Source organism: Spiroplasma sp. AdecLV25b (assembly GCF_030913225.1).
In the GTDB taxonomy this organism is placed as follows: Bacteria; Bacillota_I; Bacilli_A; order Mycoplasmatales; family VBWQ01; genus Spiroplasma_E.
Genome location: NZ_JAQYTS010000048.1, coordinates 1 through 25,952 on the forward strand (window position 1 = coordinate 1; position 25,952 = coordinate 25,952).

The following is a 25,952-nucleotide window of genomic DNA, read 5'->3' on the forward strand; positions in this document are numbered from 1 at the left end:
TATTGTAAAATTTAATGGAGTCATATATTTCTCATCCTATCTAGTTTTTATTTTCAAACTAATTATATTTGATAAGGAGGGGTATATGGCTCATTTTTTATTACTTTTTTAAATTTACACACAATCTTAGACTTAACCTAACCATTTGTAAAATAAAAAGAAATAAAGATTCTAATTAGTAATAAACAAAGTATTATTACCCTAATGATTTATACAACTTATCATGATAACGTTCATTATCTTCAACGGCAGCATAAATTGTTCCGTTGACATTTAATAAACTATTAATTCAATTATTAATTCCAGTGTTAGTTAATTCAGTAAATGTATTGCCGTTTGTTGATTTATATAATTTTGGTTCGGTCACTCCACCAGTGGCAACATAAATTGTTCTGTTGATATTTAATAGACTACTAATTTCACCATTAAGTCCAGTGTTAGTTAATTCAGTAAATTTTAGTTGCGATGTACAAGCAACAACTGAACTTGTTGCAACTGCACTTAAACTAATAGCACCCATTAATCTTAATAATGTTTTTATGCTTTTCATATTTTTTGTCTCCTTTATAGTAAGATTTTTTATTGTTTATATATAAAAAAACTAATTTAACTAGTATTTCTTTACATTATAAAGACCACAACTTCTTAAAACTTTTAAGAAGTAAATATATTTTAAACTTTTAAATTTTATTTATAATTATTTCTGATTTTTGCACTAAAAATGTGTTATTACCTTTTGAGGTTAAATCCCAATCTAAGAAGGTTAAAATATTAACTTTTAGAAGGTAACATTTTAGGACACAGGAATATTTTTTAATAATTTATGTAAGATATATTAATAATGAGTTATACTTATAAGTGAGATGTTTACGTCAAAAAAAGCATTAATAAACAATTTGTTTCTTGTATTTCAGAATATAAGAATTTTATTTTAATTATAATTAGAAAGGAGAAATTATGAATAGACTTACACAAACTCAATCAGCAGTTAAAAATAATAAAGCCACTAGAAATCTAGCTAAAAAATTAAAACGACAAGCAATTTTTACAACAGCTAAACCATGAAAAGCGATTTTTATGATGGTAACTCCGACCATTATTGCTATTATTATTTTTTCTACTTATCAAATTTTTGATAAATGAATTGCTACCCAATGAGGTGGTAATAATATTATTAATAATTATAGTAATCCCAATTTAACAATTTCAGCTGACCAGGCATTGAAAATTATTAACATTGCTACAACATATGCAGCAGTTCCATCAGCAATGATGGTAGCATTTGCTTTATTAATTTCCACAGGAACGGGAATTAAGTATTCTATTGCCTATGGAAAAAACAAACGTGAACGCATGTCACAATATTTAGGTAATGGTTTTTTATTGTCATTCATTATTTCTATTATTTTTATGATAACTATGTACTTTAGTTGTCAAAGTATTATTGAATTTCAGGCAGGTAGTGCTGACGGCAGCACTGATCCAGCTATTAGAGACATCATTATTAAAGAGGCAGTCCGTTTTTCAAGAATATTAATTTTAGCAACTCCTTTTTTATTTTTAGCTAATTTTTGAATTTCATTACTACGTAGTGAGGGAATGATGCTATGAACTATCTTAATTAATGTCTTTGCTTGTTTAGTAAACTTATCATTAGACTTTATTTTTGTTATTCCTGGTAAAATGGGAATGGAAGGGACAGCTTATGCTACTATCATTGCTTGAGCAAGTATTAACTTAATGGCTATTGCCATTATTTGACATAGTGGTTCTAATATCAGATTTAATTTAGTACACTTAAAATTAAAGAAAGCATTTGTAATAGGTATTTTACTAATTGGTGCAACGTCATTATTACAAAATATTGCTCAAAGTATTTTAGCTATGGTTACAACTAAAATTTTAAATTTGTTACCACCTCCAGATTATCATAATAGTGACAGTAGTATTCCAGTTTATGTGCAGTTATATGGTGGAATTATGCCATGATTAGTTTTAATTAATGCGCCAATTATTGGAATTACGCAAGGAGCACGGGCATTAGTTGGTTATGTCTATGGAACAAAAGATTTTAGTCGTGTTTGACAATTAATGTGACGCTTAACATTATTGTTAATTTTATTATTAATAGCTTCATTACTATTAGTAGTAATTGCAGGTCAATATATGATGCATTTCTTTGGTGTTGACTTAGCAATGGCTAAACATTTTAAGATTTATATTATTATGCAATTTGCATTTTATCCGTTAGCAACATTACATTATATTGCTGTTATTTTTTATCAATCAATTAATCGTGGTAAAATTTCTTTATTTGCTAGTCTGCAACGTACTATTATTATGCCTATTATTTGTTTAGGATTAGGGTATGTCGTTGCCAAGAGTACTGGTGATGGTTTCTATTTTTATTTATTTGTTGGTTTTATTGATTTATTTGCAGCATCTGTATTATTACCTTTATTAGGTTATACATTTTGAAGAGCACGACCTTTTATTCATGCTACCAAAGGTCAAACTATGGAAACTATTAATAAATTAGAAAATAATTCTGAATCAAAAATAGTAGAAACAATAGCATTAGAAAAGTTTATTATATTAAGAGTTTATGCATCAAAATTTATTAAGTTAAAGGCACTTTGTTAATCAAAGTGCCTTTAAACTATTTTTTTCCTTTACCATTTACTAATTGTTTTAATTTTTTGCATGAATTAAATTTAACAACACGTTGTTTATCAATCATAATTGATTCACCTGTTTTAGGATTTACTCCTCTGCGGGCTTTACGAGTTTTAATCGTAAATGTTCCAAAGTTTCTTATTGTAACGTCCTCTCCCCGCTCTAAAGTCAGGATAATTTTTTCAAACATAGTTTCTAAAGCATCCTTGTAATCTGCTTCTGAACTTTGTAATTCTTTTTGAACCACTTTAATAATTTGTTTTTTTTGCATAAAAATTTCAACCCTTTCCTCATAACCAATCATCATCAATATATTAAAAATAACTTAAATGATAGTATTATTATATAACATTTTTCAAAAAAGCCGTGTTTAATGAAATTTTTAAAACTGAATTTCCTATAATAGTAATGAAAACGTAAAGGTTGAAAATTAGTTTTTTCCTTTACTTTTAAGATTTTTTTGATACTATCTTGCTTATTAACAAATGAAAAACCTGGAGGAAAAACTTATGAAAAGCATGAAAATAATAATTAGACTATTAGGTGCTACAGTATTAACAACAGCATCACTATCAACAGTTGTGGCTTGTGGTAGTAAAGCAAGAACCTTACAAAATGATGTTGATGATATTATTACTGCTTTAAAATCAGGTGTTCAAGGTAAAGATTAACTAGTGGAATTAGCACCCAAAAAAATGCTTTAGATTTATTCCAAACAACAACAACTTACATTAATAAAGATGCTACTGTAACATTAGCAGTACCAGCTGATGCAACTACACCTTTAATTAATGGTGATAGTCTTATTAAAGTTATCGTTACACTTAAAACCATTACTAGCGATGCTTTTAACGCCAATATTGTTAATGTAAAATAAATAAACACAATAAATTAAACATAAATAGCACTAGTTAACTAGTGCTATTTTAATTTCCTGAATTAATAATGAAAAGAAAAAATAACTCTCGATTTTTAAAGTTAAAAGTTATAGTAAAAATCATTATTCAGTATTAAAAGTCATTGACAATTGTGTTTAAAAATGAAAATTTCTAAAACTGAATTTTGGTTATAATGATAACAAAAACTTAAAGATTGAAAATGAGTTTTTCTCTTACTTTTAAGATTTTCCTTTAATTTTATAGAAAAGTAGGGATGAAATAAAAAAAGGCATCAATACAACCTAAAATTTGCTTTTATTGAATTTTGGATTTTTTATTTTTATATAGCAAAGTACAACACGGTAGATTTTTGATGAGGCGTTAATCCATAGTGCTGATACTTAAATTTCCATAAGTTGAGATATTGTTGAATGTCGGTAAATCCTATTCCATGATAATGAGTAATAAATTCTTTTAAACTTGATTGTATTTTGCTAACTTTATTTAAGTTTTTATAACTTGCTTCTGGGTTTGTTTTAGTTTTGAATTGTTGAAGAGTACATTTTGTTTGTTGTGCTACTGTGTCATATAAGGTGTGCATGTCGCAAGCTAGTATTGAACCTTCTTCAATGAGTTCATTAGTTAAATTTTTTTGAACTCATTCTTTTTTTAATCTTTTAGTGTTAGTAACTTGAGCATATATATTATTTTCGCTATCAATTGCCATTTCAATACAACAATTCAAATCTTTACTATTTTCTTCTATGTGTTTTCTTTCTTGGATCATCTGGGTTTTTAAAGTTACCTTTATGTATTTCTTTGAGGAAGGTTTCATCAATTTGGATAGTGCATTTGAGCTTTTTAGGGGGTTGTTGTGATTTTGCTAGTTGTGGTGATTTCATGAATTTTGGCGATTAAATCAGGCAGTTCTAAGAGTGGTATTGATAGCTTGAGAAATGTTATGAGCAGATATTCCTAATATGGTAAGTTGTATTAATAAATCTCATTGGTCATGAGATAAGTGACTTCAGTATAAGTAATGTTTTTTAAAAGCATGAAAAGTAATATTGCAACTTTTGCATCTGTAACGTTGCTTATAATCCTTAGTTCCATTCTTTATACATTGAAATGAGTCACAATCAGGACATTGCACACCTTTCTTTTCAAATTTTTCTTCAACTGCTGCCAATTTCTCTTTTTTCCCGATTATTTTAATTCTTTGTTCAGAATTTCTAATAATTTCAATGAAATCTTTATCCGAAAGTTTGTTTAATCCTTCAATAATATCATTTTTATTCATGAAATCACCTCTTAATAAGAAAATACTACTTTTAATTAAATTTTAAAGTGAAAACCCTACTTTTCTACAAAATTAAAGGAAAATTCTGATGCAATTGTTAGCCAATTAAAAGCTGGTGTGGATGGGTCAAGTTTAGGTACTTTAAGCACACAAGCAGATGCTTTAATGTTATTTCAAGCAGCAGCTACAAAAATTAAAGTTGATGCTACAGTTGTTTTTGCTACACCAAGTGATGGACATACTAGATTAGTTATAGATAATAACACTCTTCGCGTTATAGTTACAGTTGGTTCAAAGTCTGAAACATTTGATGCAGTTTTAACTGGCATAGTAGCCCATTAGGAACTACAGTTGTAACCCAGGAACAATACCAAATGATGTTGATGATATTATTACTGCTTTAAAATCAGGTGTTCAAGGTAAGAATTTAACTAGAATCTCTAGCACTCAAAAAATGCTGTAGATTATTTCAAGTAGCAGTTTCTTATTAAAGTTATCGTTACACTTAAAACTATTACTAGTATTGTTTTTGAAACCAATATTGTTGACGTAAAATAAAGCAATAAACTAAATAAAATAAAGAGCACTAGTTAACTAAGTGCTCTTTTAACTTTAAAATTTTCTTTAATTTATTATACTAAAAATAGTTTTTATAATAAAGTGTTATTTATTTCCAATATTCAAATTTAAAAGATTTATTATTTGCAAAAAATTTGCTTAAAATAACACTATAAGTATTATTTTATATCTAAAAATACATCACACTTACTTTTCTACAAAATTAAAGAAAAATTTTTTATTTTTTTAAAATAATTTGACTATTACCCCTAAAAACTGTTATTATACTTATTGGACTAAATTTTGATACACTAGGACTTGTGTATATAATTAATCTTTTCATTTTAGAAGGAGGCTTGCAATTAATGCCAACAATGAATCAGTTAGTACGTAATGGACGTAAAACTAAAAAGTATAAATCAAAATCTCCAGCATTAAATGTTGGATACAATTCATTATCAAAAAGAACATTTGGAATTAGTTGTTCTCAAAAAAAAGGTGTAGTTACCCGTGCTGGAACTATGACACCAAAAAAACCTAACTCAGCGTTAAGAAAGTACGTTCGTGCTCGTTTAACTAATGGTATGGAAGTTACTGCTTACATTGGAGGAGAAGGTCACAACTTACAAGAACATGCTATTGTTTTAATTCGTGGAGGAAGAGTAAAAGACTTGCCCGGAGTTAGATATCACGTAGTACGTGGAGTTGCTGATACTGCAGGAGTTGCTAAACGTAACCAAAGTCGTTCTCTATACGGAACTAAAAAACCAAAAGATAAAAAATAAGGAGGGAAAAATCAATGCGTAAGAATCAAGCTATTAAAAGAGAACTAGTTGCCGACCCAGTATTTAAATCAAAAGTTGTAACACAACTTATTAATGCAATTATGACTGACGGTAAGAAAAGTGTAGCGCAAAGAATAGTTTACAATGCCTTTAAAATTGTTACCGAAAAAACAAAAGAAGAACCATTATCAGTATTTGAAAAGGCTATTGCTAACATTACACCACAACTAGAAATTAAAACAAGAAGAATTGGTGGTGCTAACTACCAAGTTCCAATTGAAGTTAGTGAAGTTCGTAAAGGAACACTAGCTATCCGTTGATTAGTTGCCTACTCAAAAGCAAGACACGGAAGAAGTATGGAAGAAAAATTAGCTGCTGAAATTATGGATGCTTACACAGGTAACGGTTCATCAATCAAAAAACGTGATGAAATCCATCGTATGGCTGAGTCTAATAAAGCATTTGCTCATTATAAATGATAATAATATAAAGGAGAAAATTAAATGTCAGAAATATCAGGTCGCCAATATTCACTAGCACATACTAGAAATATCGGAATTATGGCTCATATTGATGCTGGTAAAACTACAACTACTGAACGTGTGTTATATCATACTGGTAAAATTCATAAGATTGGTGAAGTGCACGAAGGTGCAGCTACTATGGACTGAATGGCACAAGAACAAGAACGTGGAATTACTATTACTTCAGCAGCAACTACTGCTGTTTGAAGAAACTACCGTATTAACATCATTGACACCCCCGGTCACGTCGACTTTACTGTTGAAGTTGAACGTTCACTTCGTGTTTTAGATGGTGCAGTTGCTGTATTAGATGCTCAAACAGGTGTTGAACCACAAACTGAAACTGTTTGAAACCAAGCAACTAGATATAATGTTCCAAGAATTGTTTTTGCCAACAAAATGGACAAAACTGGTGCTGACTTTGCACATTCAATCCAAACATTAAAAGACAGACTTGGTGCCAATGCTCATGCTATTCAATGACCAATTGGTGTTGAAGATGCATTTGATGGAATTATTGATATTATCGAAATGAAAGCTTACCACTTTGATGGTAAACCTAATGAAGACTATAAAGAAATTCCAATCCCCGATGACTTAAAAGATGAAGTTGAAATTAGACGTCATGAATTACTTGAAGCGCTTTGTGATTATGATGATGAAATAATGAACTTATTTTTAGAAGAAAAAGAAGTACCAGCTGCATTAATCAAAAAAGCAATTCGTAAAGCTACTATTGATGCTAAGTTCTTCCCTGTTTTATGTGGAAGTGCCTTCAAAAATAAAGGTGTTAAATTAATGCTTGATGCTGTTATTGATTACTTACCTTCACCACTAGATGTTCCTGCTATTAAAGGAATCTTGCCAAATGGTAAAGAAGATGTTCGTAAATCAAGTGATAGTGAACCATTCTCAGCTTTAGCTTTCAAAGTTATGACTGATCCTTTTGTTGGAAGATTAACTTTCTTCAGAGTGTACTCAGGTACACTAAATGCGGGAAGTTACATTTTAAACTCAACAAAGGATAAAAAAGAACGTGTTGGACGTATTGTTCAAATGCATGCTAATAGTCGTCAAGAAATTAAAAAAGTATATGCTGGTGATATTGCAGCTATTGCTGCGTTAAAAGATACAACTACTGGTGATACTTTATGTGATGAAAAACATGAAATCATTCTTGAAAAAATGGTATTCCCAGAACCAGTTATCTCATTAGCTTTAGAACCAAAAACTAAAGCTGATCAAGAAAAAATGGGTATCGGATTGCAAAAACTAGCAGAAGAAGACCCAACTTTCCGTGTCGCAACAGATAAAGAAACTGGACAAGTAATTATTTCAGGAATGGGAGAATTGCACTTAGATATCTTAACTGACCGTCTAAAACGTGAATTCAAAGTGGAAACTAATGTTGGTAATCCACAAGTTGCTTATCGTGAAACAATTAAAGCAGTTTGTGAAAAAGCCGAAGGTAAATATATTCACCAATCTGGAGGGAAAGGGCAATATGGTCACGTTATTATTAAATTTGAACCAAACCCTGATAAAGGATTTGAATTCGTTGATAAAATCGTTGGTGGTAAAGTGCCTCGTGAATACATTAAACCTGTTGAAGCTGGTTTAATTAAATCACTTGCTAATGGTTTAATTGCTGGATATCCTGTAATTGATGTTAAAGCAACGCTATATGATGGCTCATTCCACCCAGTTGACTCTTCAGAAAATGCCTTTAATATTGCTGCTTCTAAAGCATTACAAGATAATAAAGACTTATTAAAACCAGTATTATTAGAGCCAATTATGGATGTTGAAGTAGTTATCCCTGAAGATTACTACGGATCTATTGTTGGTAAAATCTCTGGCAAAAGAGGAACAATTATTAGCGATGATATGAGAGGTCATTCTAAAGTTGTTAGATGTAAAGTACCACTTTCTGAAATGTTCGGATACGCTACTGAGTTACGTTCAATGACCCAAGGACGTGGAACATATACAATGTCATTCTCACATTATGAAGAAGCACCAAAATCAGTAACAGAAACAATTGTTGGTAAGTATAAAAAAGTAAGAATTTCTTAAAAATAATGATAATTTAATTGCAAGTAATTTAACTTTACTTTAAAATTACTGTAGTGTTTAATTATATTGTTAAATAAATAAAATATCAAAATAAAATTAGTATATTCAAGGAGGAATTATAAAATGGCAGAAGTAAAGAAAAAGCCTGCAGCTACAGGCCCAAAACAAAAATTCGAACGTGGTAAACCGCACGTTAACGTTGGAACAATTGGTCACGTTGACCATGGTAAGACGACATTAACAGCTGCAATTACTGACTATTGTTCAAAACATGAAAAAGATGGGTACAAAGGTGTTTCTAAAGGATATGCTGATATCGATGCAGCTCCTGAAGAAAAAGCACGTGGTATTACAATTAACACTGCTCACGTTGAGTACGAAACTACAAAACGTCACTATGCTCACGTTGACTGTCCAGGCCATGCTGACTACATTAAAAACATGATTACTGGTGCTGCGCAAATGGATGGTTCAATCTTAGTTGTTGCTGCTACAGACGGTCCAATGCCTCAAACTCGTGAACACATTTTACTTGCTCGTCAAGTTGGTGTTAAAAACATTGTTGTTTTCTTAAACAAATGTGACCTTATGGAAGATGAAGATATGTTAGAACTAGTTGAAATGGAAATTCGTGAATTACTAACTAAATACGAATTCGATGGAGACAACACACCAATCATTCGTGGTTCTGCAAGAGGAGCGCTTGATGGAAAACCTGAATGACAAGCAAAAATCAAAGAATTATTAACTGCTATGGATGAATGAATTCCAACTCCAGTTAGAGATACTGAAAAACCGTTATTATTAGCCGTTGAAGATGTATTCACTATTACAGGACGTGGAACGGTTGCTACGGGAAGAATTGAACGTGGAACTTTAAAGAAAAATGAAGAAGTTGATATTGTTGGTATTAACAATGGACACAAAAAAGTTGTTGTTACAGATATTGAAATGTTCAGAAAATTCTTAGATGAAGCTTATGCTGGAGATAACGTTGGAGTATTATTGCGTGGAATCAAACGTGAAGATGTACAACGTGGACAAGTTATTTGCAAACCTGGATCTGTTACACCACATACTAAGTTTAAAGCTGAAGTTTATATCTTAAGTAAAGAAGAAGGTGGACGTCATACTTCATTTCATGCTGGATACCGCCCACAATTCTATTTCCGTACGACAGATGTTACAGGAAGTATGGATGACTTTAAAAACAAAGGTGAAAAAGCTGAAATGATTATGCCTGGCGATAACGTAACTATTTCTGTTGAATTAATTCACCCAGTTGCCCTTGAAAAAGGAACACAATTCTCAATCCGTGAAGGTGGAAGAACTGTTGGAGCTGGACAAGTTACTGAAATTATTAAATAATTACTTTAACTATTCTAAAATATTAAATCTTTACTCTTTATTTTTAAGAGTAAAGATTTTTTTAAAATTTTATCATTTAAGTAGTAAAATTAACTTGAAGAAAAGAGTTGATACCCATGCCTTATGTTAAGGAACTAGAAAGTATAATCTTAAATCGTAAATCAATTCGAAATTATGATAATACAAAAATAATTACCGATAGTAAAATTAATGATATTTTAAACTATGTTCGTCACACTCCTTCCGCTTATGGTTTAGAACCATGAAAAATTTTAGTTATTAGCAATCCTAAAATTAAAAAAGAACTACAACCAATTATTAACAATCAAGAACAAGTAAGCAGTTGTTCTCATTTATTTATATTACTTAGTTATAGTGGCGAAACCTTTAATACTAGTAATGATTGATTCATGAAGACTGTTATGAAAAACCGTAATTTAACCAAAGTTCAATATGAAACATATAAATTAACTTTTAACAATTTCTTTGATGTCGAACAAAAAGTACAAATTAGTCATTGAGCACAATGTCAAACTTTTATTTTGTTACAAAATTTATTATTGTTATTAACAGCGCATGAAATTGATAATGTTGTTCTTGGAGGTTTTAATAAAAAACTATTATTACAATTTCTAGAAACTAATAAATTAATTGAACCTCATAAATACCATGTTGCTGTTTTAGTATGTGCTGGATATGGACACTCTTCAAAAACTAAAATTATAAAACGTGAACCTGATGAAATTAGCGCTATTATTAAATAAGATTTAGCGAATAAGGACATTGTAATGCAAAAATTTAAAATAAATGATTTGGATATTGAAATAAATCTTAGTACTATTAAGAAATTTTTAGATAAAATTGAATTTTCAATTGCTATTTTTGATTTTGAAACTTTTCGTAATTTGTTACAAAAAAAGACCAATAATATTTATCAAAATGATTTTGAGAAAATTTTTTCAATTGCTATATTAATAATTACCAAAAAAGAAGACTTAGCTCCTGACATTCTGCAACGAAAAAAACTAAAATTATTTGTAAAAACACTAATTCCAAATGCTAGCATTTTAAAAAATAATAATGAATTAATAGTTTTTCAAGCCCAATTTTATAAATTTTTAATTAGCAAATTATTAAAATATCACATTAAATCATTAGTAGTATTAGGGGCAAGAACTGAAATTTTATTATTAAAAAATTATTTAGCTTATCATATTGATGAAGCTAAAAACAAAAATAAAATCACTTATTTTTTCCATTATCATAAAATATTTGACTTATATGATATTTGAAACAAAGATCATATATTGAACTTACCTTTATATAAAAAAGGTTTACATCAAGATATTGGTGCTACTAAAAAAACATGAATGTTAATAAAAAATAATGATGAATACTGAAAAATTTTAAAACCACAATCAATCATGACTAATAATGATATTGGACGTATTATTGATCAATATTTTTTTGATAATCTTTGTTTATTACCTACTTTTAGCAATCAAGTTGCTAATCATAATCAAAATGATGTCTTAATTGGTAGTGCCATTTTATCATTATTATATGAATTAGTTGCCAGAAAGTAAAAAAATAATTTTAAATTTTATTTCCAATTAAGAATGTTGTTATTTTAAAAATGAAGTTTCTTATAATTAACATTCATTTTTTTACTCTAAAAAGTATATGAAAGATTTATTTTTTAAATAATGTACAATATAAGTGTTAATAAAATAAAGATTCACGAGGTTTTCATATATGGGCAAAATTCAAATTAGTTTAACTTTGGAAAAAATATTAATATTAATTGGAGCAGTATTATTTTCCTTTTTTGGTTTATTATATTCTATCAATTTTATTAGCTATAATTTTTTTGGTCTTCAAGAAAGTGGATTTTGATTGATTTTAATTGGTATTATGTATATATTAGCAACTTTTTCCACTAAGGTTGTTCCTGGAATTTGAGTTAAAATTTGAAGCATACTTTTTATTATAATTTCTACTGTTATTCTTTTAGGATTATTTATTGGTAAAAATGTAGACTATGGAAATCCATGACTTTATATTAGTATTATTCCACATATTATTTTAATATTAGGTTCTGTCATATGAATATTAAAAAGTTACAAGTAAATAAAACGAACAAGAAATATAAAAACTACATTTGAAATTCCTACGAAAATTAAAGAATAATTTTTAATTTTCTCTATAACTTTAGTTTTTCTGAATTGATTTAGTACAATATTTTCTATGCCTTTTTTGTTTTTGGTTGCTTTTTGTTGTTCTAAAATTTGTAATGATGCCAAGATCATACAAAGAGACTAATTTGCTGTATGTAATTATTAGTAATTGAAAGTCATACACTAATTACTTTTTATTAGTTTATTTTTAGTGTAGAGCGTAAGTAGATTTCTTTTTACTTAACTTTGATGTTTCTTCTTTTTTAGTTATTTGAGGAAAATCTTGAGGTTGTGTTGTTCCTTGTCTTCCTTGAAATGGTTGGGTTTTTTTAGGATTTTGTTTTTTAATTTCTGGGTTTGCTTTACTTATACTAATAGTATTTACTTCTTGATTTTTTTGTTGTTCTATTTTTTTATGTAATTTGTCTCATTCTGTTTCAGTTAATTCTTCTTTAATTTTTTCAATTCGTTCTTTATCTAGTTTTAGTTCTAGTTTATCAAGATTATGTATTAAATTTTGTTCGGGATTTACTGCGTTTAATTCTTTTAAAATAGTATATTCATTAATTTGAAGAGCAGAAATAAGTTCACTAATTTTTTTATTCTCATTACATTCATCACTAGCAAAAGTAGTAGTTCCGGGGAGTGAACGAATTAATTGTTCATAATTTATCTTGTTTATAGTTTCTTTTTTAAATTTTTCATAGAAGTAATTTTCTAATTCTTTAATTGTTGCTTTTTTTTCAATTTTAATAGAATTCTGAGAGTAACCGTGCCAGTTTTAATAAAATCTAAAGGTGTTTTATCAATAAAATTTTTAATTTCTAAACTAGCACCCTTATTCAATAAAAATCTACACATTTCTGATTTATTGTTCATAATAGCTCAACTTAAAGCAGTATTACCATGATCATCTTGAGCATTTACATCAACTTTGTTTTCTAAACAAAATTTAGCTAATTTTTGATTTCCTATTCAACAAGCAGTTGATCAAATAGTTCTTGTATCATTTCCACTTTTAAAATTTATATCTCCTAATTCTTTAATTAAATTTTTAGTTTCTTCAAATGTGTTATCACTTATATTTTTTAATATTTTTTTAAATATTTCTTCTTTTCTTTTTTTCTTCAAATTTTTCCATAATTTCAGTTCTAAACATATTGTTTCTCCTAACATTTGTTTTGTGTTTAAATATAAAACGCCTAGTAAGTTCAAAAAAACTTACTAGAACACCAAAGGTCTTATAATTAAATTGCTTAATAATTTTAATGAAATTTATTTTAATATTTTAAGTTTTCTAACAGAATTTTTTGATTAATGTTGTCAAAACATGCAGAAATATCAGCATCTAAAATATATGTTGTTTTTTGTCTAAGAACTTGTTTAGAATCTATTAAAATAAAGTTTTTTCAAGCTATTTATAATATGTAACGTAATGACACACAAAGGTTTTTTGAATGTTAAAAATATTTTTTTACTACCTAATTAAACTAAACTTTAGTTTTATATCAAATATTTAGTTTTCCACAACAAAAAGTTAAAAGTTTTGCACTCTATATACTAGTTTGAACTTTTTTAAACAGGTTCTTATAAAATTACAACTTTCGGGTAAGCACTATATGATACCTCCTAAGGTATTATTTTAATCTTAGGTTGGACATTATCATAAGATAACGACATCTTTAGTTATGAAATAAGTCTTACTTAATTATAAAATTTATTAGAGTTATTAATAAAAAATAATTAAAAATTATAAATTGATATATATAAAATTACTGTTATAATTTTACTATTATAATCTTTAAAAATGGAGTTAGAATTTGTATGAGTAAATCTAAAATATCACTAAGTTTAAAAAACGTTGAATTTCGTTATAAACAAGAATATCCAAATGCTGTTGATAATGTCTGTTTTGACATTACTCATGGTGAATACATCACTATTATTGGCCATAATGGTTCTGGTAAGTCAACACTATCAAAACTTATTATTGGTGTTTTACATAAACAAAAAGGAGAAATTAAACTCTTTGGTGAAATTGTGACTAATAAAAATATTAAACAATTAAGAAAACATTTAGGAATTGTTTTTCAAAATCCTGATAACCAGTTTATTGGTTCCACTGTTCGTGATGATATTGCTTTTGGTTTGGAAAATCATTTAGTTCCACCAAGCAATATGCCTGCCATCATTGACCGTGTTTCTAAAGCTGTAGGTATGAAAAAATACTTAGATCATGAACCACTATGACTATCAGGTGGACAAAAGCAACGAGTTGCTATTGCTTCTGTCTTAGCCTTAGAACCTGATATCATTATTTTTGATGAAGCCACAAGCATGTTAGACCCAAAAGGTAAACGAGAAGTAAAAGAGATTATGTTGGAATTACAAAAACAACGTAATAAAACTATTATTTCTATTACCCATGATATGGATGAAATTATCAATGCTGATAAAGTTATCGTTATGAATAAAGGAAAGCTAGTGCGTTATGGAACACCAGCAGAAATACTAAAAGAATGGAAATTTCTTCAAAGTATTCATCTTGATATTCCATTTGTGTTGAAAGTCTCATTAGGTCTTAAAAGTAAAGGAATAAACATTGCCGAGACGTTGAATGAAGAGGAGTTGATTTCTAAACTATGTCAATTAAATTCAAAGAAGTAGGTTACACTTACTCACCTAAAACCCCTTATCAATATGAAGCATTAAAAGATATTACTGTTGATATTGATGAACATAAAATAGTTGCTGTTATTGGTGAAACTGGAAGTGGTAAATCAACTTTAGTCCAACATATTAATGGTTTATTAATTCCAATGACAGGAACTGTTTCTATCAATGATTTTATTATTAAAGCCAATCAAAAGAAAATACGTGATATTAAAAAAATTCGTAAACAAATTGGCTTAGTATTTCAGTTTCCTGAATATCAATTGTTTGAAGAAACAATTGAACGTGATATTATGTTTGGACCTGTTAATTTTGGTGAAAAAAAAGATGTTGCTCGAGACTTGGCTAAAAAATATATTAAAGTGGTAGGATTAGATAAAAGTTATTTACCTCGTAGTCCTTTTGATTTATCAGGTGGTCAAAAACGAAGGGTAGCTATTGCGGGAATTTTAGCATTACAAGGTCATACGCTAATTCTTGATGAACCAACTGCTGGTTTAGACCCTGATGGTGAAAAAGAATTAATTAAGTTATTTTATGATTTAAATCATAAAGAAAATAAAACAATTATTCTTGTTACTCACAATATGAATCATGTATTAATGGTAGCTGATGAAGTTATTGTTTTACATAATACTAAAATTTATAAAAAAGCTGATCCTATTACCATTTTCCGTGATCAACAATTAATTGCTGAAACTGGCATTGAACCACCAAAAGTTTATAGTTTTTTATATAAACTAGAAGCTGCTGGATTTGATACTTCAAAAATTAATGCTCGTAGTACTTCAGAATTAATTGAACAATTAGAACAAATATTAGCAAAAAATGACAAGAAAAAGTAAGGAGAAAAAGATTTATGAAAATTAGTTTTGGACGATATTTACCATTAAACTCAATTGTTCATCGTGTTGATCCAAGAATCAAATTGGTAGTTTTAATTTGCTTAATTGTTTCCATTTTTTTCCATACCGGTTTTGAAGGGTATGCCATTATTGGTGTTGCTGTTTTGACTATTTTCTTTTGTGCTAAATTACCATTTCTTATGTTATTTCGTTTAATGCGTCCTATTTTGTTTATGACAATAATATTATTTATGATTAACTGTTTTTTAGCAGGAAGTAGTCCTGAAGTTGGAATGATTTGACATTGAGGTGCGATTAAACTTTCTTATAAAGCGATTTTCGTCAGTCTTTACACGGGAGTTAGAATTTACTTAATGATTTTAATTACGACAATATTAACAACAACAACGCAACCATTAGATTTAACATTGGCTTTAGAAGACATTATGATGCCATTAAAAGTTATTAAATTTCCAGTTCATATTATTTCTATGATTATTTCTATTGCCTTACGTTCAATTCCAACATTATTGGATGAAGCAGGAAGAATTTTAAAAGCGCAAGCTTCGCGAGGTGTGGATTTAAAAAATGGGCATTTTAAAGAAAAAGTTAAATCATTAGTTTCATTAATTATTCCATTATTAGTATCTTCATTCCAAAAAGCCGAAGACCTAGCTTATGCTATGGACTCACGTGGTTATGACCCTCAAGGTAAACGTACCCGTTTTCGCCAATACCATATTGATTTTAAAGATATTTGTTTCTTTATTTTAGGGGTTGGAATACTAGCATTTATCATTAGTTATAGTGTCCATCCAAATATTTTCTGACGAATTCCGTTTATTGATGATTATTATGCTATTTAATAATTAAACAATGATAAAGAATCTTGGTACTATAATTAAGTAGTACCAAGGTTTTAGTTATAAAATTCTTATACATTCTCTATTTGCTACATCCCTTATTTTTGATTCACTAAATTCTTTATCAGATTCATTCGTAATAATATTTATTTGATTTATAGTTAATGACAACAGTGAACCAACTGATGATATAATTCAAAGAATTCAACAATATACTGACATATATACTGAAGAATTAGTTAATTCTTTTTCACGTGAAATAAAGCTTAAAGATGATATTATAAAAGTTTCAAACGAAGAAATAAAAAAATTAAAAGAAGAATTAAAATATGCTAAAGAAAACAAAACTATTAGTTTTAAATCTTTAAAGGAGGAATCTAGTGAAGCATCAAGTTCGCATAATGTTATAGTTTTAGTTTCATTAATATCAAAATTAATAACACCAGTATTTTGTTTAAATTTTGATAAAATGTCATCTAATTCTTCTTTTAAGATATGATATTTTTTTTCAACTTGTTGAAATATTTCATCAAGTTTTGTTTTGTAAATTTTAATTTGTTTTTCATTAGTTGATTCAGGTGTTTCAGTTTCTATAGTGTCGATCTCATTTATTAATGGGTCTATTTTTGTTAAAATGTTATTAATCTTTTTATTAGTTAAAAAAGCATGTTCTTCTAATGCAAATTTAGTGTATAAATGGCAAAAATTATCATGTAAAAAATAATACTTTTTCTTTTCAATTAAATCATTAACAAAATTTTTTTTATCTTTATTAGTCATTTTTTGATAATTAAATGTTTCATTATTGGTAATTGCTAATACCAAATGATAGTTATTTTGTGTTCTTAAAAAAATAAAATTTGATCATTGTAATTGATATTCTAAATTATCATTTTTATAAATAATTTTAATAATTGTTCCTGGCTTTAATAGAGAATTTATTGTATGATTTAATTTATGTTTTTCACGATCTCATTTATTGTTTTCAAATCATATAATAAATTTATTTAGCATAGTAGTAAAATATTTAATAAAATCAATTATCTTATCATTATAACTTTGAATTTGCGAAGTAAGTAAAGTTACGTGATTACTAATTTCATCTTTTAACTCTTGATTTTTTGTGTCTGATTGTTGTTTAAGTTTGTCTATAATTTCTTTTTCACTTACTTTTTTTTCTGCAATGATGTTTTCGTAGTATTCTTCATATTGTTGAATTTTTTTGTGATATTGTTTAAATTCTTGTTTAGAATCAATAGATTTATTAATCAATTGATATTTTTCACTTTTATTAATGTTTTGTACTGCGTTTATTTTTTTATTAATAAAACTTATACGTGTTTATTTATCAAGTTTTAATTGTTATTTTAACGCTTTATTTAAGTTTACAGATTGTTTCATGTATTCCATCATTAGATTTGTTGTTAAATTAGTAACACAGTGGTTCTCTATTTCTTTAAAATTAGCAATTAAAGTTTTTATTGAAATACATATTTTGAAATTTTTCATTCTAAACTATTAACATCAAACTCTATATATTTAAATGGTCAACAACAATATATTAATTTAAATAAAAAAGGAGCAGTATTTCAATTAAATGATCAACAAGGTATCTTTGTTCAGCCAACTGCTGACATTTGATTATTAAATTTAATTAAATAAAAACTTATAATTTTAACTAACTTTTGTTTATAAACAAAGTTTTTTCCTATATATTCATAAATCAGAAAACTTTAAAAACGAAAAAACGACATATTAAGTTATATTTAAAATGTCGGTTGTAAAAAAAATCATGAAAAACATATAACATAAATGCAGGTTTATGTATACATTATGCATATTCTGTCAACAATAGGGTATTTCCAGTACGCCTATTGCATTTTTTATTTTTAAACTTTATATTTAATTACATTACTATTTCAATTTTTATCAATTAAAATGCTTCAAAAGATATTAACTGGTTTGACTAACAATGATTTTATTCACTTTCAACTTAACTAATAACTACTGTCATTTAGTTCAAAACAAGTATCTTACAACTTAAAAATCTTAGTTTTAGTAAAATTAATATAATTAATAAACATCAATAAATTATTAAGGAGCAGATTATGAAAAAATTGTTTACTAAAGTTGGAATTGTTTTATTAATAACTTCATCTGCTAGCCCCCTAGTAGCTTGTAGTTTTAACTTTTATGTTAACCGTGCTGCTAATGCCATAGCTCGTAGTTTTGCTGATCAAACATCATCAGTTCTTAAAAGTCTTGTTATGTCCAAAGTCATTGACAGTGACACTAATAGCACTAACGATGATATTATGAAACAAACTAAAAATGGGAGTATTGTTAATGCCAGTAACGGGCAAACCGTAAATAATTGAGGTGAGTTTGCAAATAAATGAGGAAGTAATGGTAATATTGAAACCAATGGTTTTGATGCTAGTACTTATTTTAAAGGGACAGGAACTGGAACATTAACAAAAAATGTTAACACGCGACGAACAATTACTAATGGTTTTAATACTGCTAGTCGAATTAGATTACTAACAGCATTTAACAACCCAACTTTGTATAGTTTAGCAATTGCTCCTAATGGGATCGCCCATGGACCGATTGTGGAATTTCTTAAAACCTTGCAAGGTAATCTAGCAGATAAACCAGCAACTTTACAATTAGCGATTAATTTGATTAATAACTATGATACCGATTTTATTCCAGAAATTAGTAGATTAATGGGTGGCTTAGTTAATGGTGAATGAGATACCACCGGACAAAAAACACCTAATGATTTGTCAGCATTAAAAAATTTCATAATTAATTCAAAAGATAATAGTTATAAACCGTATAGTGCATGAGTTAATGGGACTGATTGAAAATTAAATAGCGGTCTTACGCCCACACTTATTGCTTTAACTACTGGTCATGCTCTTGATTCATGATCACAAGATGATTTTAATTTATACCGCGGTGGCTCACTAATTAATTATTTATTTTGAAAAATTAGTAGCGACCACTCTGAAATAATTAATCCTGTTCCCCCAGTGCCACCAGTACCAGCACCGCGATATTTTGGGGATGTTCTTAGCGACCATATTGATACTAATAATAATATTGATACAGATGGATTATTAAAAGATATATCACAATTTATACCTTTCTTATTATCCAATCCTTTATATCCTTTATTAATTATAGAAGGTATTATCCCAATAATTAAAAAATGAATTTTAAAAATGCCTGATATTACCCTTGGTGTTAAACATTTAATAGTTGGTGACATTCCAACTAACCAAACTACGCAAAGTTTTAACTTATTAGATATTGCTAATACTATTAAAAATTTAGTAAATAGTCCTGAACAATTAAAAAGTATTATTAAAAAATTATTAGGGTGATCTGGTAACGATAAAACATTAGATACCTTTACTTATGATATAAAAATAGGTGTTACTGCCCCCATGATTGGAAAAGTTAATGCTCCACTTGGTTCTATTTTAAATAGTACTTATATTGATCACGACATTAAAAATAGTTTAGTTGATAGCGCTGCTGGTTTCCTAACATCAGATAAAGTTAAAAATACTGTTGATATGATTGTTAATCTTATTACCCAACTTGGTAACCAATATCCTGCAGGAAAATTCATTGATATAGATTTAGTTAAAACTAAATTATTTTTACTAGAGGCTACTAATGGTTTATTAAATAAACTAACTACGGCAATGGTTACCTTAAAAGATATTATTAAAAATAATGACCCCATTCAAGATAGTAGGATTGAACAGTTATATGTTGACCTTGGTGGTAATAAACCAGGAACTAACTATAATATTTTTACTCCTGATTTACCCATTGACATTTTAGAAAAAGCTATGCTCGACCAAAATAGTGAACTAACTAAAATTTTAAACTTAATGTTTGGTACTACTGCTGACACTGATAAAAAACTTGGTTTATCAGATATTATTAGTAACTTTAATAACCAATGAATTAAAACTAACTATGAGGATTATTTTGATGTTCCTAATACTAAATTAGGACATACTTATAATATTAGTATGCAACGTAATACTGTTAATAACACTGAAACCATTAATTTAAAATATGATTTTAATTATACTATTAATGGTACTACCTATCATTTTGTAGTTACTCTTATTGATAGCGAAGATTTAAATACTTTCCAAGGTATTCGTAATTTTAAATTTAAAACAATTACACTTAGCAATTAATACTTACTTAAGTTGCAATCACCCTATGTTGGAAATAAACAAATGATAATAATCTATTTCAAAAATTAATTTATATGTGTCAAAAATTTGTTGCTTTTTAAAACTAAAAAGTTTAGTATTACTTTTATAAGCTTTTCTCCCTTTGTGTATAATTAAGATTTTATCACATAAATAGGGAAAAAAGTCTAAAATTATTCAAAAAACGGGTTGTTATGACCATCTATGTTTAAAAAGTAAAGGAGCATAAATTATGAAACAATTAACAATTATTTTAAGTAGTTTAACTACTTTAACGTTAGCAAATAACGTAACAGCAAATGTTATTAATAATACTACTAATATTAATAGCGAACTTAATAATAGCCCTAGTAATGAAACAAAATTAAATTCATTATTTAATAATAAATTTGGTTATTTAAATCAAGATAGTTGAATCACTAATAAAGCAACTACTGATAGTAAATATTATAGTTATGATACAAATCATGCTGTTGGTAAGTTAAGTGATGGAACACCAACGAAAAATGCTTTTATTGTTGATAGTAATGGAAATCTAACAATTGATTCTAGTTTAAAACTTACTGATGCTGATAAAAATATGTTAAATAACATTCAACAAGAAATGACTGCTCATAAAAAAGTAACAACTGTTAAAGATAGTTATAATCCTTATAGTAAAAGTGTTTATAGTGCTAGTTTCTTTAGTGGGGATAATAGCAGTTGAAAATATTTACAAATGGGTGGTGTCGAAAACCGTATTGATATTAGTAGCCAACAATCAGCTAATAAAGTAGAACATAGTAATAGTTTAAGTGAAACATTAGGTTTATATTATATTGCTAAAGCGGAACGTATTCCTGGTGGAATTGATAGGGTTGTTGCTAAAAGTTTGGGTACATATTTTCTTAATCAAAGTAGTTTTAAAAGCCCTGATGAAGTTTTAGCAGATAGTGTTATTAATGTTATTGCTACTAATGATAATGTTTATAATATAAATAGTTCGATTAATTATGGTTGAAATAATGAATACATTGGTCCTAGTTTTGGTACAAATTATGACACTAGTAATACATATACGTTAATTAACTGAAGTAATAATGCTCGTGATTGAGATACGTTTACTAAAATATATTCCACATTTAATTTTAATAATAACTCTTATTTAAAATTAACAGTACCAAATCATGATTCTAATATAAATTTTGAATCTTCTAAACAAACAACTGATATTCAAGATTCTAATAACATCACGTCACTTTATATTATTTATCTTACAGATATAGGTCACTTTGCAGAAATTGATTTAAGGCTTTGACATGATAATACTAATATTTATTTCAAATGATTTTTAGCATAAAATCTTTACAATGTACTCAATATTAATTTAAGTAATGTAGTCTTTTTTAACTCTATGAGTTAAAAAAGAGCGTACCCTAAGTAGTTAGTAAACGCAAAATTACGCATCTTTTTAGCAAAATAGATAGTTCTAAACTATCTATTTTGCTATAATGTTGTAATAACAAAGAAAAGGAGTAATAATTATGAGAAAAATATTATCACTAATTGGCATTCTTGCCATGTCTTCAACTACAGTTTTACCAGTAGTAGCATGTAAAACAAAAGATAATGGTAAACCATCAGACAATAACATTGTAGTTAATGACCAAGTCAAAAAATGAGCACAAGAAAGTAGTGTTGTTACTAAAAGTTTACTAACAAGTAAACAACAAAATATTAACACTAACAACTTATTAAATGATACATTAAAAAATAGTGACAATAACATCAAGCATGATACTAGCGAAACTACTGATGGTAATAGTTATCAAGATTTTACCAATGATTGAGGCTATAATAAAACCATTACTGGTAATGTTGGAGATAAGAATTTTGTTGACAATAGCGCAACTACAGCCGCTGATAATTTTAATAGCATAAAAGATACTATTAAAACAGTTAAATCTTTTTTACCAATTATTAAAGATGCTAAACCAGAAGATATTGTTAGTTTACTAAATCTAAGAAAATCAGCAATTGAACCAATGCTTCTACAACTGTTTAATGGTTCATTAGATATTCCATCATTATTAAGCAGTGTTGGTGATTTATTAGACTCACTAAAAGGTTTTGATCAAACAAAAGATTTAACAGCTAATGGTAAGAACTACTATAATGATGGTCAAGGTGATATTGCTAAAAGTATTCAACTTACTGTTTTAGGTCCAAATGGAAATGATGGTTGACTTACTGCTAGTGGTTATGACAAACAAAGTGAAGCTACATCAGAAAATGTTACAACAAATTTATTTACCAAAGAAAATATTAGTAAAATTACTAGTTGAGATAGTTTCTTTATGGCTAAAACAAGTATTGACATTAATAACTTATACAAAACTACAAGCAATCAATTTCTTGGTAAAGCCTTAAATGAAGCATTGGTTTACAATGAAAGAAACGAACTAGTTGACATTGACACAAATAAACTATTAAAAGTTGTTCTTCCTTTTATTGCTAACCCTATGAAACTAATTGAAATACTTATTCCTGTTATTAAATGACAAGTACTAGGTTTTCCACCAACAACCACTATCAAAACAATTATTGATGGTACAACAGCAAGTGAACCTGATAAAGGTATTTTAAATATTAACGATGTATTAACAACTGTTAAAAATCTAATCACATCACCAGAAAATTTTGCTACTTTCTTTACTAATTTACTTAGTGCTAACGACAAAAACCAAGGAATTTTTAGTGATGTTGTTATTAATGCAAGTAAAGATAAGGACCCAACAACATTTACGCAAACAATGGAAAGTTCAAAACTATTCCATGATGCTATTAATAATAAACTAAAAGATGCATTTAATATGCTTTCACCATCCTTAGCACAATATAACATTAATGATTGATTAGAGGCTATTATTAAAACCTTTACTAGTGATGATAAACTAAATATTAATTTTATTGACTTTAGTAAAAAAATAAAGGATTTATCTGTTAATAAAGGTTTCAAAGATGCTATAGACTTAATTAAGAGTTCAAATAAAGATAATATTGACAATAATTGAAATGAAATTTTATCAGATTTAGGAGTCAAAGATAAAACTTTTACTACCGATTCACCCTTAGGTATGATTTTAGATTTCCTAAAAACTTATGATTCAACTATTGACACTATCCTAACTAATGTTACTTTAACAATTGATACCTACATTCCCTACGTTTATTCACGTGCTGAAAAAACCATTGACTTTAATAAAGATACTAAACTATGAACTACAACTGTAGACCATGGCACATACGATGAGCAAACTAACCAATCAACAATTTTCTATACATTAACAAAAGGAACAACAACATACAATATTGTCGTTGTTATTGCTGGAGATGCTAGTCAAAAAATTGGAGATAATAAAAGTCAAATTTGAATTAAAGATATCACACTAAAATCATAAAAAAAATATATCAAAAAATTAATTTTTTATTATACATTCTTTTAATTAATGCTATACTTAATTAAGTGCTTATAATCATATTACATCAGATATTATTATCAGATTTATCAATTAGGCGCCAGAAAGAAGAGGCATTGTTAATGGAAAACAATCAAACAATTGAAGCATTATTAGGCGAAATTAAAGCCTTAAACGAAAAAGTAGTTGAAATTAGTAAAAACTTATCAACACTTGTAAAAATTACCGAAGACCGTGAAAAACGTTTCGCTGAACGTGGAGCAAGACCACAAGGTGGAGACAGAGGCGGAGATCGTGGAAGCTTCAGACCACGTAGCGATCGTGGTGACTCTAGTTGAGGAAACAACACTGGTGGATTTGCTGGACGCGGACGTGACGACCGTAACCGTGGAAACAAAGGATAATTAAAAATAATTTTATTAAAAACTCCCTTACTAAAAGATAATGGAGTTTTTAATATATATAACTATTAACAATTATGTTGTATTAACTGACCTTGTTCTTGACTAGAAGCAGACGATGCATCTTTAAATTCTAAATCTTCCCTAGGAATACTGTTAAATGACTTGTAATTACTATACGCTTTATAAACACCATAAGCGATTGCTCCTCCTACCACCGCACCTATTGCTAGATACGGAACGATAGGTGTACTATCATTTGATTGATTATTGGAAATAAGGTTACCACTACCACTTGTATCATTGGTAATATTTAACACTAAAGACGTGAAATTGTGATTAGAAGATATTACAGCTTGTGGAATTGGCATGTCGTTTTCATTACGAAAAACAACTGGGTGAATAATGTTGGTATGAGGAAGTTTATATATATTTTCACAAGATAATTGAACTACTCTATCGGTTCAGGATACTCTCCCATAAAATTCAGTTAATTGTGATTCGAAAAATAATATTTTCAACTTATAATTTATTCATTCTTTTGGTAAAGTATCTTTATAAAGATTTATTACGTCAGTTGCAAATTTATTACTTTCAAATAAAAAATCATCAGCACTTTTTCTCATAAAAACTTGTAATCCATCAAATATTTTAGTTTTGAATGACAATTTACTAATTAGTTCAACTAGATTTACTTGATACGCCCTTTTGAGTGGTATTATCTTGATAATTATCTTGTAAATCATCAAATTCTTCTGGATGACATTTTCTTAAATATTCTCATTGATACTTTGGGTCTTGCATAGTACTTCTTAATAAATAATTAGCAATTTTTTGACATGCTTTATCATAATCTTTTAAAAAATTTTGTTGTCATTTTGTCTGGTAGCGTCGGCAATCAAATATATATTTTCTATCAATTCCAAGTGCTAAATTTAAACCAGTTTTTGTCATTCTGGTTGGTATATTTTTATTTTCAATAAAATATTCTTGTATCTTTTCTTTATAATTTCCTAAATATTTTCTTTGTGCTGGCATATTATCACCTTAATTTATTATTTCTTATATTAATTATATCATTAGTGTCAAAAATATTATTACAACATTTTCTTTTTAATTATTA

The 25,952-nt window shown here is 27.8% G+C and carries 25 protein-coding genes; 16 read left to right on the forward strand and 9 right to left on the reverse strand.

The features are described from left to right. Positions 1-196: 196 nt before the first annotated feature. Positions 197-550 (reverse strand): hypothetical protein, encoded by a 354-nt coding sequence (locus RDJ14_RS04685; protein WP_308150202.1) that lies wholly within the window; start codon positions 548-550, stop codon positions 197-199. A 407-nt stretch (positions 551-957) separates the two neighbouring features. Here RDJ14_RS04685 and RDJ14_RS04690 point away from each other — a divergent pair, with 407 nt between their 5' ends. Continuing rightward, positions 958-2,643 (forward strand): MATE family efflux transporter, encoded by a 1,686-nt coding sequence (locus RDJ14_RS04690; protein ID WP_308150203.1) that lies wholly within the window; start codon positions 958-960, stop codon positions 2,641-2,643. 16 nt (positions 2,644-2,659) lie between these two features. On the opposite strand, the gene RDJ14_RS04695 is transcribed toward RDJ14_RS04690, so the two are convergent. Then, complete coding sequence (locus tag RDJ14_RS04695; RefSeq protein WP_308150204.1) at positions 2,660-2,947, reverse strand: HU family DNA-binding protein; 288 nt, start codon at positions 2,945-2,947, stop codon at positions 2,660-2,662. Positions 2,948-3,185: 238 nt separating this feature from the next. Between RDJ14_RS04695 and RDJ14_RS04700 the strand changes: the two genes are divergently transcribed. Beyond that, entirely contained in the window at positions 3,186-3,347 is a 162-nt protein-coding gene (locus tag RDJ14_RS04700; RefSeq protein WP_308150205.1) for a hypothetical protein, read from the forward strand. Between the two features lie 55 nt (positions 3,348-3,402). On the opposite strand, the gene RDJ14_RS04705 is transcribed toward RDJ14_RS04700, so the two are convergent. The 3 genes from RDJ14_RS04705 to RDJ14_RS04715 form a co-directional block, all read right to left on the reverse strand. Then, positions 3,403-3,561: a hypothetical protein gene (locus RDJ14_RS04705; protein WP_308150206.1), complete on the reverse strand. Its 159-nt coding sequence runs from the start codon at positions 3,559-3,561 to the stop codon at positions 3,403-3,405. A 333-nt stretch (positions 3,562-3,894) separates the two neighbouring features. Further along, complete coding sequence (locus RDJ14_RS04710; protein ID WP_308150207.1) at positions 3,895-4,341, reverse strand: transposase; 447 nt, start codon at positions 4,339-4,341, stop codon at positions 3,895-3,897. 96 nt (positions 4,342-4,437) lie between these two features. Continuing rightward, on the reverse strand, positions 4,438-4,854 hold the full coding sequence (locus tag RDJ14_RS04715; protein ID WP_308150208.1) for a hypothetical protein: 417 nt from the start codon (positions 4,852-4,854) through the stop codon (positions 4,438-4,440). Positions 4,855-4,971: 117 nt separating this feature from the next. On the opposite strand from RDJ14_RS04715, the gene RDJ14_RS04720 reads away from it, so the two are divergent. The 7 genes from RDJ14_RS04720 to RDJ14_RS04750 all read left to right on the forward strand — a co-directional run bounded on the left by RDJ14_RS04720 (position 4,972) and on the right by RDJ14_RS04750 (position 11,751). Continuing rightward, positions 4,972-5,196, forward strand: a complete 225-nt coding sequence (locus RDJ14_RS04720; protein WP_308150209.1) for a hypothetical protein — start codon at positions 4,972-4,974, stop codon at positions 5,194-5,196. Between the two features lie 581 nt (positions 5,197-5,777). Further along, complete coding sequence (gene rpsL, locus RDJ14_RS04725; RefSeq protein WP_308150210.1) at positions 5,778-6,197, forward strand: 30S ribosomal protein S12; 420 nt, start codon at positions 5,778-5,780, stop codon at positions 6,195-6,197. A 14-nt stretch (positions 6,198-6,211) separates the two neighbouring features. Continuing rightward, the gene (gene rpsG, locus RDJ14_RS04730; protein WP_308150211.1) at positions 6,212-6,679 is read left to right on the forward strand and encodes a 30S ribosomal protein S7; all 468 of its coding nucleotides are present in this window, start codon (positions 6,212-6,214) and stop codon (positions 6,677-6,679) included. A 21-nt stretch (positions 6,680-6,700) separates the two neighbouring features. After that, positions 6,701-8,797, forward strand: a complete 2,097-nt coding sequence (gene fusA / locus RDJ14_RS04735; RefSeq protein ID WP_308150212.1) for an elongation factor G — start codon at positions 6,701-6,703, stop codon at positions 8,795-8,797. Between the two features lie 123 nt (positions 8,798-8,920). Beyond that, the gene (gene tuf / locus RDJ14_RS04740) at positions 8,921-10,165 is read left to right on the forward strand and encodes an elongation factor Tu (RefSeq protein ID WP_308150213.1); all 1,245 of its coding nucleotides are present in this window, start codon (positions 8,921-8,923) and stop codon (positions 10,163-10,165) included. 116 nt (positions 10,166-10,281) lie between these two features. Beyond that, complete coding sequence (locus tag RDJ14_RS04745) at positions 10,282-10,929, forward strand: nitroreductase family protein (protein WP_308150214.1); 648 nt, start codon at positions 10,282-10,284, stop codon at positions 10,927-10,929. A 24-nt stretch (positions 10,930-10,953) separates the two neighbouring features. Then, a complete protein-coding gene (locus RDJ14_RS04750; protein ID WP_308150215.1) occupies positions 10,954-11,751 on the forward strand; it encodes a hypothetical protein in 798 nt (265 codons plus the stop codon). 1,308 nt (positions 11,752-13,059) lie between these two features. On the opposite strand, the gene RDJ14_RS04755 is transcribed toward RDJ14_RS04750, so the two are convergent. Then, a complete protein-coding gene (locus RDJ14_RS04755; RefSeq protein WP_308150216.1) occupies positions 13,060-13,557 on the reverse strand; it encodes an ankyrin repeat domain-containing protein in 498 nt (165 codons plus the stop codon). A gap of 609 nt (positions 13,558-14,166) precedes the next feature. On the opposite strand from RDJ14_RS04755, the gene RDJ14_RS04760 reads away from it, so the two are divergent. The 3 genes from RDJ14_RS04760 to RDJ14_RS04770 are packed head-to-tail and all read left to right on the forward strand — an operon-like array spanning position 14,167 to position 16,726. Continuing rightward, on the forward strand, positions 14,167-15,009 hold the full coding sequence (locus tag RDJ14_RS04760) for an energy-coupling factor transporter ATPase (protein WP_308150217.1): 843 nt from the start codon (positions 14,167-14,169) through the stop codon (positions 15,007-15,009). Next, positions 14,985-15,860, forward strand: a complete 876-nt coding sequence (locus tag RDJ14_RS04765; RefSeq protein WP_308150218.1) for an energy-coupling factor transporter ATPase — start codon at positions 14,985-14,987, stop codon at positions 15,858-15,860. Before RDJ14_RS04760 ends, RDJ14_RS04765 begins: the two co-directional genes overlap by 25 nt. A gap of 14 nt (positions 15,861-15,874) precedes the next feature. Beyond that, the gene (locus RDJ14_RS04770; RefSeq protein ID WP_308150219.1) at positions 15,875-16,726 is read left to right on the forward strand and encodes an energy-coupling factor transporter transmembrane component T; all 852 of its coding nucleotides are present in this window, start codon (positions 15,875-15,877) and stop codon (positions 16,724-16,726) included. A gap of 57 nt (positions 16,727-16,783) precedes the next feature. Here RDJ14_RS04770 and RDJ14_RS04775 read toward each other — a convergent pair whose 3' ends face one another. Further along, positions 16,784-17,995, reverse strand: a complete 1,212-nt coding sequence (locus RDJ14_RS04775) for a hypothetical protein (protein WP_308150220.1) — start codon at positions 17,993-17,995, stop codon at positions 16,784-16,786. Between the two features lie 836 nt (positions 17,996-18,831). Between RDJ14_RS04775 and RDJ14_RS04780 the strand changes: the two genes are divergently transcribed. The 4 genes from RDJ14_RS04780 to RDJ14_RS04795 all read left to right on the forward strand — a co-directional run bounded on the left by RDJ14_RS04780 (position 18,832) and on the right by RDJ14_RS04795 (position 24,832). Beyond that, positions 18,832-20,952: a hypothetical protein gene (locus tag RDJ14_RS04780; RefSeq protein ID WP_308150221.1), complete on the forward strand. Its 2,121-nt coding sequence runs from the start codon at positions 18,832-18,834 to the stop codon at positions 20,950-20,952. A 250-nt stretch (positions 20,953-21,202) separates the two neighbouring features. Continuing rightward, entirely contained in the window at positions 21,203-22,309 is a 1,107-nt protein-coding gene (locus RDJ14_RS04785; RefSeq protein ID WP_308150222.1) for a hypothetical protein, read from the forward strand. Between the two features lie 184 nt (positions 22,310-22,493). After that, complete coding sequence (locus RDJ14_RS04790) at positions 22,494-24,410, forward strand: hypothetical protein (protein ID WP_308150223.1); 1,917 nt, start codon at positions 22,494-22,496, stop codon at positions 24,408-24,410. Between the two features lie 140 nt (positions 24,411-24,550). Next, entirely contained in the window at positions 24,551-24,832 is a 282-nt protein-coding gene (locus RDJ14_RS04795; RefSeq protein ID WP_308150224.1) for a hypothetical protein, read from the forward strand. A 65-nt stretch (positions 24,833-24,897) separates the two neighbouring features. On the opposite strand, the gene RDJ14_RS04800 is transcribed toward RDJ14_RS04795, so the two are convergent. Continuing rightward, the gene (locus tag RDJ14_RS04800; RefSeq protein WP_308150225.1) at positions 24,898-25,497 is read right to left on the reverse strand and encodes a hypothetical protein; all 600 of its coding nucleotides are present in this window, start codon (positions 25,495-25,497) and stop codon (positions 24,898-24,900) included. 4 nt (positions 25,498-25,501) lie between these two features. After that, on the reverse strand, positions 25,502-25,867 hold the full coding sequence (locus RDJ14_RS04805; RefSeq protein ID WP_308150226.1) for a hypothetical protein: 366 nt from the start codon (positions 25,865-25,867) through the stop codon (positions 25,502-25,504). Positions 25,868-25,952 lie beyond the last annotated feature (85 nt).